The sequence below is a fragment of the Pseudomonas sp. H1_D04 genome (assembly GCF_054683855.1).
On sequence record NZ_CP162826.1, the window covers coordinates 3,063,473 to 3,077,067 of the forward strand.

Below are 13,595 nucleotides of genomic sequence, written 5' to 3' on the forward strand. Positions count from 1 at the left end.
GAAGGCGACCCTAGGGTCGCCTTCGTGCTTTCTATATAAGGAAAAGTTTGGGTCAGGCCTTGGTGGTTACGACCATCTTCTTAGCGTGTGCTAAAGACTCTTTAGTCAGGTCGATACCCCCGAGCATTCGGGCCACTTCTTCAACGCGTTCCGACTTGCTCAGCTTAGATACTGCCGTGTGCGTCGCATCGCTTCCTCTTACCTTGTGCACAAATAAGTGTTGATGCCCCTGGGCTGCCACTTGTGGCAAGTGAGTGACCGTCAGTACCTGCCCTCGATCTCCCAGGCGACGCAGCAACTGGCCAACAATCTCCGCGGTCGGGCCGCCGATGCCTACGTCGACTTCATCGAACACCAGCGTCGGCACCCGGGATGTTTGCGCAGTAATCACTTGGATCGCCAGGCTGATACGCGACAGCTCGCCACCGGACGCGACCTTTGCAAGTGCCTTGAGCGGTTGTCCTGGGTTGGCGCTGACCAATAGCTCAACCTGCTCCAGGCCGTGTGGCTGCAACTCAGTAGTGGTGTTGGCGCGCAATTCAATAGTGAAGCGCCCGCCCGGCATGCCCAGGCGCTGGATTTCCTGCTCAACGGCATCTGCCAGACTGCTGGCGGCCTGTTGGCGCAGCTCGCTCAGTTCACGGGCCTTTTCCTGGTAATGGCGGGCAAAAGAGCCGAGCTCTTCGCCTAGTCGCTCGATGGATTCGTCATTCGCGTTCAGCGTCTCGATTTCATCCAGCAGCTTTTGCTGCATGGTTGCTACTTCAGTGGGTTGGATTCGATGTTTGCGCGCCAGGGTGTAGATGGTGTCAAGACGCTCTTCTATTTCCTGCAGGCGCGCCGGGTCGGCGTCGAAATGATCCAGGAAGCGGTTGAGCTCGCCTACTGCTTCTTCTACTTGGATTTGCGCACTGGTCAGTAGGGTTGTGGCTTCACTTAATGAGCCCGAAGCGCTGTTAACGCTGGACAATCTGTTTAGGCTCGCCGTGAGCGCATTGAGCACGTTGCCGGAGTCGCTCTCGCTGCACTGCTCAACCACTTGGCGGCAGATACCCAACAGGGTTTCGGCGTTGGTGAGGTTCTTGTGTTCCTGCTCCAGTTGTTCGAGCTCAGTTTCTCCAAGACCCAGGCTTTCCAGTTCTTCAAGTTGATAGCTGAGCAGTTGGTGGCGAGCGCGCTGCTCGTCGCCGGAGTTGGACAGTCGTTCCAGCTCCTGGCGAGTCTGGCGCCAGCGCTGGGCAGCCAGTTGTACTTGCCGGGCAAGGTCGGTTGCGCCGGCGTATTCGTCGAGCAGGCGGCGGTGGGTATCGGTTTTGAGCAGGGACTGGTGCTCATGCTGGCTATGAATGTCTATCAGCAGTTCACCCAGGGCTTTCAAGTCGCCGAGGGGGCAGGGCGTTCCATTGATATAGCCGCGCGAGCGTCCTTCGGCAGTGATGACGCGGCGTAGGATACATGGGCCGTCATTATTGAGGTCGCGCTCGGCTAGCCAGACTTCGGCTTCGGGGATATCGGCGAGGTCGAAGGTGGCCAGGATGTCGGCCTTGTCCGCCCCTGGGCGCACTACGCCACTATCGGCTCGGTCGCCCAGGGTCAGGCCCAATGCGTCGAGCATGATCGATTTGCCGGCGCCGGTTTCGCCTGTGATTACGCTCATCCCCCGATCCAGTTCGAGATCCAGATGTTCAACGATGGCGTAGTTATGTACGGACAGGTGCACGAGCATGAAGGCCGCTCCCAGGCTTTAGGTCTGGTTATTTATACAGTGTTTTGTTTGGGGCTGACAATCCTGATGCTTAGCTCGATTTGCTCGGTCCGGCAGTTTTTTTAGCGCAAAGAAGAATGTTGGTGCGGGATTGATCTGTGGCAGGCGAAAGACTTTTGGTAACGCCTGCGCCCTTGAACCTGGAAATTGTGGCCCCATATACCGGAACAGAAGCGCGAGTTGAGTTCGCGCATGATTTTGAAAGGAGAAATCTATGGCTGACGAACAGACGCAGGATACGCAAACTCCAGACGCCAATTCGGCTGCCGGTGATGAACTGGCAACTCGTGTGCAAGTGCTCGAAGAGCAGTTGGCCGCTGCGCAGGATCAGTCGTTGCGTGTTGCCGCCGATCTGCAGAACGTCCGCCGCCGTGCCGAGCAGGATGTAGAAAAGGCTCACAAGTTCGCGCTGGAAAAATTCGCCAATGACTTGCTGCCGATCATCGACAGCCTGGAGCGTGGTCTTGAATTGTCTAATCCGGATGACGAAAACATCCGCCCGATGCGCGAAGGTATTGAGCTGACCTTGAAAATGTTTCAGGACACTCTGAAGCGTTATCAGCTTGAAGCCATCGATCCGCAAGGCGGCGAACCGTTCAATGCTGAGCATCACCAGGCTATGGCCATGCAGGAAAGCCATGATCTGGAACCTAATAGTGTGTTGAAAGTGTTCCAGAAGGGTTATCAGCTCAACGGCCGTCTGCTGCGTCCGGCAATGGTAGTGGTGAGCAAGGCTCCTGCACCGGTTGCACCTTCTATTGATGAGCAGGCTTGAAATCCGCCGCAAGGCCCCCATCTATAAGTCAAGCGTTTAAGTGCTACCGCAGTTAGCCACCACTGCTGCGGCAACCAAATTCAAGTTTCGGGAGAGTAAATCATGGGCAAAATTATCGGTATTGACCTGGGGACCACCAACTCCTGCGTCTCCGTGCTGGAAAACGGCGTAGCAAAAGTAATCGAAAACGCCGAAGGCGCGCGTACCACGCCGTCGATCATTGCTTACGCCAACGACGGTGAAATCCTGGTTGGTCAGTCGGCCAAGCGTCAGGCAGTGACTAACCCGCATAACACGCTGTACGCGGTAAAGCGTCTGATCGGTCGTAAGTTCGACGAAGAAGTCGTACAGAAAGACATCAAGATGGTTCCGTACAAAATTGCCAAGGCTGACAACGGTGACGCTTGGGTTGAAGTAAACGGCCAGAAAATGTCGCCGCCACAGATCTCGGCTGAAATCTTGAAAAAGATGAAGAAGACTGCCGAAGACTACCTGGGTGAGACAGTGACTGAAGCGGTGATCACCGTTCCGGCCTACTTCAACGACAGCCAGCGCCAGGCGACCAAAGACGCCGGCCGCATCGCGGGTCTGGACGTAAAACGTATCATCAACGAACCAACCGCAGCTGCTCTGGCTTACGGTATGGACAAGGCCAAGGGCGACCACACTGTGATCGTTTATGACCTGGGTGGCGGTACCTTTGACGTCTCCGTGATCGAAATTGCTGAAGTGGACGGCGAACACCAGTTCGAAGTGTTGGCTACTAACGGCGACACTTTCCTGGGTGGTGAGGACTTTGACATTCGTCTGATCGACTACCTCGTTGACGAATTCAAGAAAGAAAGCGGCATGAACCTCAAAGGTGACCCGCTGGCGATGCAGCGCCTTAAAGAAGCCGCTGAAAAAGCCAAAATTGAGCTGTCTTCCGCTCAGTCGACCGACGTTAACCTGCCGTACATCACGGCAGACGCTACCGGTCCTAAGCACTTGAACGTGAAGATCTCTCGCGCCAAGTTGGAAGCGCTGGTTGAAGATCTGGTTCAGCGCACTATCGAGCCTTGCCGCATCGCGCTGAAGGACTCCGGTATCGACGTTGGTGCTATCAACGATGTAATCCTGGTGGGCGGTCAGACCCGCATGCCACTGGTTCAGAAGTTGGTTACCGAGTTCTTCGGCAAAGAAGCACGTAAAGACGTAAACCCGGACGAAGCGGTTGCCATGGGGGCTGCCATCCAGGGCGCGGTATTGGCCGGTGACGTGAAAGACGTGTTGCTGCTGGACGTAAGCCCGCTGACCCTCGGTATCGAAACCATGGGTGGCGTGATGACTGCGCTGATCGAGAAAAACACTACGATTCCTACCAAGAAATCCCAAGTGTTCTCGACTGCCGATGACAACCAGGGTGCTGTGACCATTCACGTGCTGCAGGGTGAGCGTAAACAGGCTGCTCAGAACAAGTCCTTGGGCAAGTTCGATCTGGCTGAGATTCCACCAGCACCACGTGGCGTGCCACAAATTGAAGTGACCTTCGACATCGACGCCAACGGCATCCTGCACGTCGGCGCGAAAGACAAGGCTACCGGCAAAGAGCAGAAGATCACCATCAAGGCCAACTCCGGTCTGTCTGATGAAGAAATTCAACAGATGATTCGTGATGCTGAAGCCAATGCTGATGCGGATGCCAAGTTCGCGGAACTGGCTGGTGCTCGTAACCAGGGTGACGCACTGGTTCACTCGACGCGCAAAATGATCGCTGATGCTGGCGAGAAAGTGACCGCTGAAGAGAAGGCCGCAATTGAAGCCGCTGTAGTTGCGCTGGAAGCCGCTGTAAAAGGTGACGACAAGGCGGCTATCGATGCCAAGGTTGAGGAGCTGTCGAAAGTCTCCGCGCCAGTTGCTCAGAAGATGTACGCCGAACAAGGTCAGCCTGCTGACGCTGCTGCGCAACAGGCAGAGCCTGAAGCCAAGCACGACGACGTTGTCGATGCTGAGTTCGAAGAAGTTAAAGAGACCAAGTAAGTTGGTCGCCCGGTTGACCGCTATCAAGCGGTGACTGGTAGGATGTCGCCGCGCGGGAGCTTGCTCCCGCGTTGGCGTGTCTGGGGTATGTGAATTTTTACAGCATGCGACAACGCTCGGATGCTGGCGGTGTGATCGGGAATGCTCCTGCTTTCCGATCAATAAATACCGCGTTTTTGGCCGGGTCCCTGGCTAAAAAGTAGTAATGACCAGGATCGTTGAATTGACGTGAGTTGGGTCCGGGCCTGTATTGGGGCTCAACGAGTTTAGTCGGGCTCAGGAGGGTCTGGCTGAACGTCCTTAAGAGTGCAAAGACTTATGGCAAAGCGTGACTATTACGAAGTATTGGGTGTGGAGCGCGGCTCCAGCGAGGCGGACCTGAAAAAGGCTTACCGTCGCTTGGCGATGAAGCACCACCCGGACCGTAATCCGGATAGCAAAGAATCCGAAGAAATGTTCAAAGAGGCCAATGAGGCCTACGAATGTCTGTCTGATCCCAACAAGCGTGCAGCCTACGACCAGTATGGTCATGCGGGTGTCGACCCAAGTATGGGTGGTGGCGGTGCTGGTTTTGGTGGTCAGAACTTCTCCGATATTTTCGGTGACGTATTCAGTGACTTCTTTGGCGGTGGCCGGGGTGGTCAGCGTGGTGGCGCCCAGCGTGGTAGCGACTTGCGTTACACCCTGGAACTGAACCTGGAAGAGGCCGTGCGCGGGACCAGCGTCAATATTCGCGTACCGACGTTGGTTAACTGCAAGCCGTGCGATGGTTCGGGGGCTAAGAAAGGCTCTTCGCCGATTACCTGCCCAACCTGCGGAGGTATCGGCCAGGTTCGTATGCAGCAGGGCTTCTTCTCGGTGCAGCAGACCTGCCCGCGCTGCCATGGCCAAGGCAAGATCATTTCCGATCCGTGTGATTCGTGCCACGGTGAGGGGCGCGTCGAAGAGTACAAGACCCTCTCGGTGAAAGTGCCGGCTGGTGTTGATACTGGTGATCGTATTCGCCTTTCTGGCGAGGGTGAGGCCGGGACCCAGGGTGGACCAACGGGTGACTTGTACGTGGTGATCAATGTGCGCGAGCACTCGATCTTCCAGCGCGATGGTAAGCACCTGTTCTGCGAGGTGCCGATCAGCTTTGTCGATGCAGCCTTGGGTGGCGAGTTGGAGATTCCGACCCTTGATGGTCGAGTCAAGCTCAAGATTCCTGAGGGGACGCAGACCGGTAAACAGTTCCGCATCCGTGGCAAGGGCGTAGCGCCGGTGCGCGGTGGCGGTGCTGGCGACCTGATGTGTCGTGTGGCGGTGGAAACTCCCGTCAATCTGGGGCGCCGTCAGCGTGAACTGCTTGAAGAGTTCCGCAGTTCGTTGGAGGGCGATGACACCCATTCGCCGAAAACCACTGGCTTCTTCGAAGGCGTGAAGCGCTTCTTCGGCGACCTGTAAGGAAGTGAGTATGCGACGTATAGCCGTAATGGGCGCTGCCGGGCGCATGGGCAAGACGCTGGTCGAAGCAGTGCAGCAGCGTTCGCCGGCCTCTGGGCTGACTGCGGCGATTGTTCGCCCTGGCAGCACGTTGATTGGTGCGGATGCGGGTGAGTTGGCTTCGCTGGGGCGTATCGGTGTGTCGTTGTCCGGCAACCTGGAGCAGGTGGCTGACGAATTCGACGTGCTGATCGATTTCACGCTGCCGGAAGTGATGCTGAAAAATCTCGCATTCTGCCGTAAGGCGGGCAAGGCGATGGTGATCGGTACCACGGGTTTGACTGCCGAGCAGAAGCAGTTGTTGGTGGAGGCGGGCAAGGATATTCCTGTCGTCTTCGCTGCCAACTTCAGTGTTGGCGTGAACCTGTCGCTCAAGTTGCTGGATATGGCGGCGCGCGTGCTGGGTGATGAGGCGGATATCGAGATTATCGAAACGCATCACCGTCACAAGATCGATGCGCCGTCGGGTACAGCGCTACGCATGGGCGAAGCTATTGCTGATGCGCTTGGGCGTGACCTGTCTAAAGTGGCCGTTTACGGTCGTGAAGGCCATACCGGTGCGCGAGCGCGTGACACCATTGGCTTTGCGACCGTTCGCGGTGGTGATGTTGTGGGTGACCACACCGTGCTGTTCGCCACCGAGGGCGAGCGCCTGGAAATCACACACAAGGCTTCCAGTCGCATGACATTCGCCAAGGGGGCGGTGCGTGCTGCGCTTTGGTTGGAAGGTCGTGAAGCAGGCCTGTATGACATGCGCGATGTACTGGATCTTCACTAATCAGTAGCTAAAACGGGGTCTCAGGATTATCCTAAGGCCCCGTTTTTACCCGCTAAGCGACGTCCTGTCGCATTCTCCTGCCTTTAAGGCTCATTAGCGGTGGACCAAAAAAGCCTTTTTCTGTAAGCTACAGCTTTAGTGTGTCCACTAAAAGCGCGCAGAATAATTCAGTGAAGAAGCGGGGTGACGTGTCCATACGTCACTCCGCTTTTTTACAACCTGCGATCGCCCTTTCAGGCTTTATTTACGGGAGGTCTTCTTGACTAAGCCAGCCATACTCGCCCTTGCTGATGGCAGCATTTTTCGCGGCGAAGCCATTGGAGCCGACGGTCAAACCGTTGGAGAGGTGGTGTTTAACACCGCCATGACCGGCTATCAGGAAATCCTTACCGATCCTTCCTACGCCCAGCAAATCGTTACCCTGACCTATCCGCACATCGGCAATACCGGTACCACACCGGAAGACGTCGAGTCTGATCGTGTATGGTCGGCCGGCCTGGTCATTCGTGACCTGCCATTGGTTGCGAGCAACTGGCGTAACACGATGTCGCTGTCGGATTACCTGAAAGCCAATAACGTTGTGGCGATCGCCGGTATCGATACGCGTCGCCTCACACGCATCCTGCGTGAAAAAGGCTCGCAGAATGGCTGCATCATGGTCGGTGACAATATTTCCGAAGAAGCGGCGATTGCCGCGGCGCAAGGCTTCCCAGGCCTGAAAGGCATGGACCTGGCGAAAGTCGTCAGCACCAAGGAACAGTACGAGTGGCGCTCTACGGTCTGGGACTTGAAGACCGATAGCCACGAGACCATCGACGCGGCTGACCTGCCTTATCACGTGGTCGCTTACGACTACGGCGTTAAATACAACATCCTGCGCATGCTGGTTGAGCGCGGTTGCCGCGTGACCGTTGTTCCTGCGCAAACCCCGGCCAGCGATGTTCTGGCCCTGCAACCGGACGGTGTGTTCCTGTCCAACGGCCCGGGTGACCCGGAGCCTTGCGACTATGCCATCCAGGCCATCAAGGAAGTGCTGGAAACCGAGATTCCGGTATTCGGTATCTGCCTGGGCCACCAGCTGTTGGCGTTGGCCTCCGGTGCCAAGACTCTGAAAATGGGTCATGGCCATCACGGTGCCAACCACCCTGTGCAGGACTTGGATACAGGCGTTGTGATGATCACCAGTCAGAACCACGGGTTTGCGGTGGATGAAGCGACCTTGCCGGGCAACGTCCGGGCAATTCACAAGTCGCTGTTCGACGGCTCCCTTCAAGGCATCGAGCGCACCGACAAAAGCGCGTTCAGCTTCCAGGGCCACCCTGAAGCCAGCCCGGGCCCGAACGACGTAGCGCCGCTGTTCGACCGTTTCATTAATGAGATGGCCAAGCGACGCTGACTGAGCGGCCTGCGGGCGGCCCCGAAACCCGGTGGCCCCCGCAGGTTCTTCAAAGATTGTTCAAGACGGCTTGCCGATTGACCTGCGGATTTGAGTGACAAACCCATGCCAAAACGTACAGACATAAAAAGCATCCTGATTCTCGGCGCTGGCCCGATCGTAATCGGCCAGGCTTGCGAATTCGACTACTCCGGCGCCCAGGCTTGCAAGGCCCTGCGCGAAGAGGGCTACCGCGTCATCCTGGTGAACTCCAACCCGGCCACGATCATGACCGACCCGGACATGGCTGACGCCACCTACATCGAGCCGATCAAATGGCAAACTGTTGCCAAGATCATCGAGAAGGAGCGTCCGGACGCCCTGTTGCCAACCATGGGTGGCCAGACCGCTCTGAACTGTGCCCTGGACCTGGAGCGCGAAGGCGTCCTGGAAAAATTCGGCGTAGAGATGATCGGCGCCAATGCCGACACCATCGACAAGGCTGAAGACCGTTCGCGTTTCGACAAGGCCATGAAATCCATCGGCCTGGCGTGCCCGCGTTCCGGCATCGCCCACAGTATGGAAGAGGCCTATGCGGTTCTGGAAACCCTCGGTTTCCCGTGCATCATTCGTCCGTCCTTTACCATGGGCGGCACCGGTGGTGGCATCGCCTACAACCGTGAAGAGTTCGAAGAAATCTGCGCCCGTGGTCTGGACCTGTCTCCGACCAAAGAGCTGCTGATCGACGAGTCCCTGATCGGCTGGAAAGAATATGAGATGGAGGTTGTCCGCGATAAGAAGGACAACTGCATCATCGTCTGCTCCATCGAAAACTTCGATCCGATGGGCGTGCACACCGGTGACTCGATCACTGTTGCTCCTGCACAAACCCTGACGGACAAGGAATATCAGATCCTGCGTAATGCCTCCCTGGCGGTATTGCGTGAGATCGGTGTGGAAACCGGCGGTTCCAACGTCCAGTTCGGCATCTGCCCGGACACCGGTCGTATGGTCGTGATCGAGATGAACCCGCGTGTTTCCCGTTCGTCGGCCCTTGCCTCTAAAGCTACCGGCTTCCCGATTGCGAAGGTCGCGGCCAAGCTGGCTGTGGGTTACACCTTGGACGAGTTGTCGAACGACATCACCGGCGGCAAGACCCCTGCGTCCTTTGAACCGTCCATCGACTACGTAGTGACCAAGCTTCCACGTTTTGCCTTTGAGAAATTCGCCAAGGCTGACGCGCGTCTGACCACTCAGATGAAGTCGGTCGGCGAAGTTATGGCCATCGGCCGTACGTTCCAGGAGTCCTTGCAGAAAGCTCTGCGTGGTCTGGAAGTGGGGGTTTGCGGCCTCGACGAGAAGCTCGACCTGAGCAACCCGGAAAGCATGAGCGTGCTCAAGCGTGAGCTGACTGTGCCGGGCGCCGAGCGTATCTGGTACGTCGCTGACGCCTTCCGTGCCGGTATGACTGTCGAAGACATCTTCGGCATGAACATGATCGACCCGTGGTTCTTGGTACAGATCGAAGATCTGATCAAGGAAGAAGAGAAGGTCAAGACCCTGGGGCTGGCTAGCATCGACCGCGACATGATGTTCCGCCTCAAGCGCAAAGGCTTCTCCGATCAACGCCTGGCCAAACTGCTGGGTGTGACCGAGAAGAACCTGCGCACGCATCGCCATAAGTTGGACATCTTCCCTGTCTACAAGCGCGTTGATACCTGTGCGGCCGAGTTCTCCACCGATACCGCGTACCTTTACTCCACCTACGAGGAAGAGTGCGAGGCTGCGCCGTCGGGTCGTGACAAGATCATGATCCTGGGCGGCGGTCCTAACCGTATCGGCCAAGGCATCGAGTTCGACTACTGCTGTGTGCACGCCGCGCTCGCTCTGCGCGCCGACGGGTACGAGACCATCATGGTCAACTGCAACCCGGAAACTGTTTCCACCGACTACGACACCTCTGATCGCCTGTACTTCGAGCCAGTGACACTGGAAGACGTGCTGGAAATCGTGCGCGTTGAGAAGCCGAAAGGCGTGATCGTGCAGTATGGCGGCCAAACCCCGCTTAAACTGGCGCGTGCGCTTGAGGCTGCTGGAGTGCCGATTATCGGTACCAGCCCGGACGCTATCGACCGCGCTGAAGACCGTGAACGCTTCCAGCAAATGGTTGAGCGCCTTAACCTGCGTCAGCCGCCAAACGCTACCGTGCGCAGCGAAGATGAAGCCATCCGTGCAGCCAGCAAGATCGGCTATCCGCTGGTGGTGCGTCCTTCCTATGTGTTGGGCGGTCGGGCGATGGAAATCGTCTACGAAGAGGACGAGCTCAAGCGTTACTTGCGTGATGCGGTGAAAGTGTCCAATGACAGCCCGGTGCTGCTGGACCACTTCCTCAACTGCGCCATCGAAATGGACGTGGATGCGGTTTGTGACGGCACCGACGTGGTGATCGGCGCGATCATGCAGCACATCGAGCAGGCAGGCGTTCACTCCGGTGACTCCGCATGCTCGCTGCCGCCATATTCGTTGCCGCTGCACATCCAAGATGAGATGCGCGAGCAGGTCAAGAAAATGGCCCTTGAGTTGGGTGTTGTCGGCCTGATGAACGTTCAGTTGGCGCTGCAAGGCGAAGACATCTACGTCATTGAGGTTAACCCACGTGCTTCGCGTACCGTACCGTTTGTATCCAAGTGCATCGGTGTGTCCCTGGCCATGATCGCTGCCCGTGTGATGGCCGGTAAGACCCTGAAGGAAATCGGCTTCACCAAGGAAATCATTCCGAACTTCTATAGCGTGAAAGAGGCGGTGTTCCCATTCGCCAAATTCCCTGGTGTGGACCCAATCCTGGGCCCAGAGATGAAGTCCACCGGTGAAGTGATGGGCGTGGGCGATACCTTCGGTGAAGCATTTGCCAAAGCTCAGATGGGCGCCAGTGAAGTGCTACCGACCGGCGGAACTGCGTTTATCAGTGTGCGTGATGACGACAAACCACTGGTTGCGGGCGTTGCCCGTGATCTGATCAGCTTGGGCTTTGAAGTAGTTGCCACAGCAGGTACCGCCAAGCTGATCGAAGCGGCAGGCCTGAAGGTGCGACGCGTAAACAAGGTGACGGAAGGCCGTCCGCACGTGGTCGACATGATCAAGAATGACGAAGTTACTCTGATCATCAACACCACCGAAGGTCGTCAGTCGATCGCGGATTCCTACTCTATTCGCCGTAATGCCTTGCAGCACAAGATCTACTGCACCACCACCATTGCTGCTGGCGAAGCTATCTGTGAAGCGCTCAAGTTCGGTCCGGAAAAGACCGTGCGCCGCTTGCAGGATCTACACGCAGGATTGAAGGCATGATCAAATACCCAATGACCGTCCAGGGCGCAAAGGCCCTGGAAGAGGAGCACGCCCATCTGACCAAGGTCGTACGTCCTAAGTTGAGCCAGGACATCGGTACGGCCCGCGAGCTGGGTGACTTGAAGGAAAACGCTGAATACCACGCTGCTCGCGAGCAGCAAGGTATGGTCGAGGCGCGGATCCGTGACATCGAAGGGCGCATGCAGAATGCGGTCATCATCGATGTCACGACCATTCCGAAAACCGGCAAGGTGATTTTCGGCACGACCGTGGAAATCGCTAACGTCGAGACGGACGAAAGCGTGGTCTATCACATCGTTGGCGAAGACGAAGCTGATTTCAAACTTGGCAAGATCTCTGTCGGTTCGCCGCTGGCCCGCGCCTTGATTGCCAAGGAAGAGGGTGATGTGGTCGCTGTAAAAACACCTGGTGGCGTGATCGAGTACGAGATTGTTGAAGTTCGTCACGTCTGAAAGGCGGCGCCCGCTTCGTGCGGGCGCCATGCTTTGGCAGCTCTCCCAGATGCTTTGGGTGGGTGGCCTGTGGTTGCTGCACATTGGTGTACTCCCGGTGCTGGGCCTTATTGGCCTGGCTCCGCTGTTGATCGATGAGATCGATGGATTACTGAGTGCGTTGCTGGTGGGTTTTGCAGCGGCGTGCGTGACCCTTCAGGCATTGGTGCTGGTCAAGGCTGAGGGTTTTGTGAGCTTGTGGCGGGATATTCGCGGCCAACTGCTGTTGATGGCGCTGTATGCGTGTGCAATGTATTGCATCGTGCATGTGTGGCTGCCGGAAGCGTTGCGCTGGCAGCTATTCAGCTATCTTGTGCTAGGGTTCTCCGGCTTGGTGTTGGTAGTACAGCCCGCGCCAGGATGGAGTGGCAGGGCGCGCAAAGCACGCCCGTGACCCTTGTGTCATTTGAAGCGATGAACGTTCGACAGTTGTTTGTTGACGCTGAAGTTCTTGCGATACAGCAGCGCCATCTTGCCGATGACCTGAACCAGGTCCGCTTTGCCAACCTTGCACAGTTCTGCAATGGCGGCCAGGCGCGCTTCGCGGTCAAGGATGTTGACCTTAATCTTGATCAGTTCGTGATCGCCCAATGCGCGTTCAAGTTCGGCTAACACACCCTCAGTCAAACCGTTGTCTGCCACAATCAGAACTGGTTTCAGATGGTGGCCAATGGATTTGTACTGTTTCTTCTGCTCTTGAGTGAGCGGCATAATCTGACCCCTGCGTCTGATCTTGTAAAAAGCGGCGGCCAGTTTACCCGAGCGAGTCCGGGACCGCCCAGTTAATCACGACCCGTTTTATTTTCGAGGTGGCCCGTGGCCCGTTCCAAAACTAGCCTTAAGTGGCTGCAAGAGCATTTCAACGATCCTTACGTCAAAAAGGCGCAGAAGGACGGCTACCGTTCGCGGGCCAGTTACAAGCTCCTGGAGATCCAGGACAAGGACAAATTGATTCGTCCGGGCATGAGCGTGATTGATCTTGGCGCGGCGCCGGGTGGCTGGTCTCAAGTGACCAGTCGTCTGATTGGTGGCCAGGGAAGATTGATCGCGTCCGACATCCTTGAGATGGACAGCATCCCGGATGTGACCTTTGTGCACGGCGACTTCACCCAGGACTCGGTATTGGCCGAGATTCTGGAGGCCGTGGGAAATTCGCAGGTAGACCTTGTGATTTCCGACATGGCCCCCAATATGAGTGGATTACCGGCCGTCGATATGCCGCGGGCCATGTTCCTCTGTGAATTGGCACTGGATTTGGCGGGCCGGGTGTTGCGTCCGGGCGGTGATTTCCTTGTGAAAGTCTTCCAGGGCGAAGGTTTTGACGAGTATCACAAGAACATTCGCAAGCTGTTCGACAAGGTGCAGACGCGAAAGCCGGACTCTTCCCGTGACCGGTCTCGCGAGCAATATCTGCTGTGCCGCGGGTTCCGCGGGGTTGAAGGTGCGGCGAGCGAAGAGCGTTTTTGATTTATTCGAGGAAGGCGATAGGTTTTTTTATGTCGCTTTCGTCACGAAGCTTTACGAATATTATGTAGTCAAAG

Annotated in this window: 11 protein-coding genes; 9 read left to right on the forward strand and 2 right to left on the reverse strand. The window is 56.7% G+C overall.

All coding sequences use genetic code 11. From position 1 onward, the window contains the following. Positions 1 to 52 precede the first annotated feature (52 nt). On the reverse strand, positions 53 to 1,726 hold the full coding sequence (gene recN, locus AB4N82_RS14175) for a DNA repair protein RecN (protein WP_032884707.1): 1,674 nt from the start codon (positions 1,724 to 1,726) through the stop codon (positions 53 to 55). Positions 1,727 to 1,979: 253 nt separating this feature from the next. On the opposite strand from recN, the gene grpE reads away from it, so the two are divergent. The 8 genes from grpE to AB4N82_RS14215 all read left to right on the forward strand — a co-directional run bounded on the left by grpE (position 1,980) and on the right by AB4N82_RS14215 (position 12,448). Next, complete coding sequence (gene grpE / locus AB4N82_RS14180) at positions 1,980 to 2,540, forward strand: nucleotide exchange factor GrpE (RefSeq protein ID WP_017139264.1); 561 nt, start codon at positions 1,980 to 1,982, stop codon at positions 2,538 to 2,540. Between the two features lie 102 nt (positions 2,541 to 2,642). After that, entirely contained in the window at positions 2,643 to 4,559 is a 1,917-nt protein-coding gene (gene dnaK / locus AB4N82_RS14185) for a molecular chaperone DnaK (protein ID WP_032884708.1), read from the forward strand. A gap of 318 nt (positions 4,560 to 4,877) precedes the next feature. Continuing rightward, entirely contained in the window at positions 4,878 to 6,002 is a 1,125-nt protein-coding gene (gene dnaJ, locus AB4N82_RS14190; protein WP_032884710.1) for a molecular chaperone DnaJ, read from the forward strand. A 10-nt stretch (positions 6,003 to 6,012) separates the two neighbouring features. After that, entirely contained in the window at positions 6,013 to 6,819 is an 807-nt protein-coding gene (gene dapB, locus AB4N82_RS14195; RefSeq protein WP_032884711.1) for a 4-hydroxy-tetrahydrodipicolinate reductase, read from the forward strand. Positions 6,820 to 7,078: 259 nt separating this feature from the next. Beyond that, the gene (gene carA / locus AB4N82_RS14200) at positions 7,079 to 8,215 is read left to right on the forward strand and encodes a glutamine-hydrolyzing carbamoyl-phosphate synthase small subunit (RefSeq protein ID WP_032884712.1); all 1,137 of its coding nucleotides are present in this window, start codon (positions 7,079 to 7,081) and stop codon (positions 8,213 to 8,215) included. 105 nt (positions 8,216 to 8,320) lie between these two features. Further along, the gene (gene carB / locus AB4N82_RS14205; protein WP_032884713.1) at positions 8,321 to 11,542 is read left to right on the forward strand and encodes a carbamoyl-phosphate synthase large subunit; all 3,222 of its coding nucleotides are present in this window, start codon (positions 8,321 to 8,323) and stop codon (positions 11,540 to 11,542) included. Continuing rightward, positions 11,539 to 12,015: a transcription elongation factor GreA gene (greA, locus tag AB4N82_RS14210; protein WP_032884714.1), complete on the forward strand. Its 477-nt coding sequence runs from the start codon at positions 11,539 to 11,541 to the stop codon at positions 12,013 to 12,015. The genes carB and greA overlap by 4 nt, the downstream gene beginning before the upstream one ends. 28 nt (positions 12,016 to 12,043) lie before the next feature. Next, a complete protein-coding gene (locus AB4N82_RS14215) occupies positions 12,044 to 12,448 on the forward strand; it encodes a hypothetical protein (protein WP_032884715.1) in 405 nt (134 codons plus the stop codon). An 8-nt stretch (positions 12,449 to 12,456) separates the two neighbouring features. On the opposite strand, the gene AB4N82_RS14220 is transcribed toward AB4N82_RS14215, so the two are convergent. Beyond that, on the reverse strand, positions 12,457 to 12,765 hold the full coding sequence (locus tag AB4N82_RS14220; RefSeq protein WP_017139256.1) for a YhbY family RNA-binding protein: 309 nt from the start codon (positions 12,763 to 12,765) through the stop codon (positions 12,457 to 12,459). A 105-nt stretch (positions 12,766 to 12,870) separates the two neighbouring features. On the opposite strand from AB4N82_RS14220, the gene rlmE reads away from it, so the two are divergent. Next, positions 12,871 to 13,521, forward strand: a complete 651-nt coding sequence (gene rlmE / locus AB4N82_RS14225; protein WP_003235041.1) for a 23S rRNA (uridine(2552)-2'-O)-methyltransferase RlmE — start codon at positions 12,871 to 12,873, stop codon at positions 13,519 to 13,521. Positions 13,522 to 13,595: the final 74 nt, after the last annotated feature.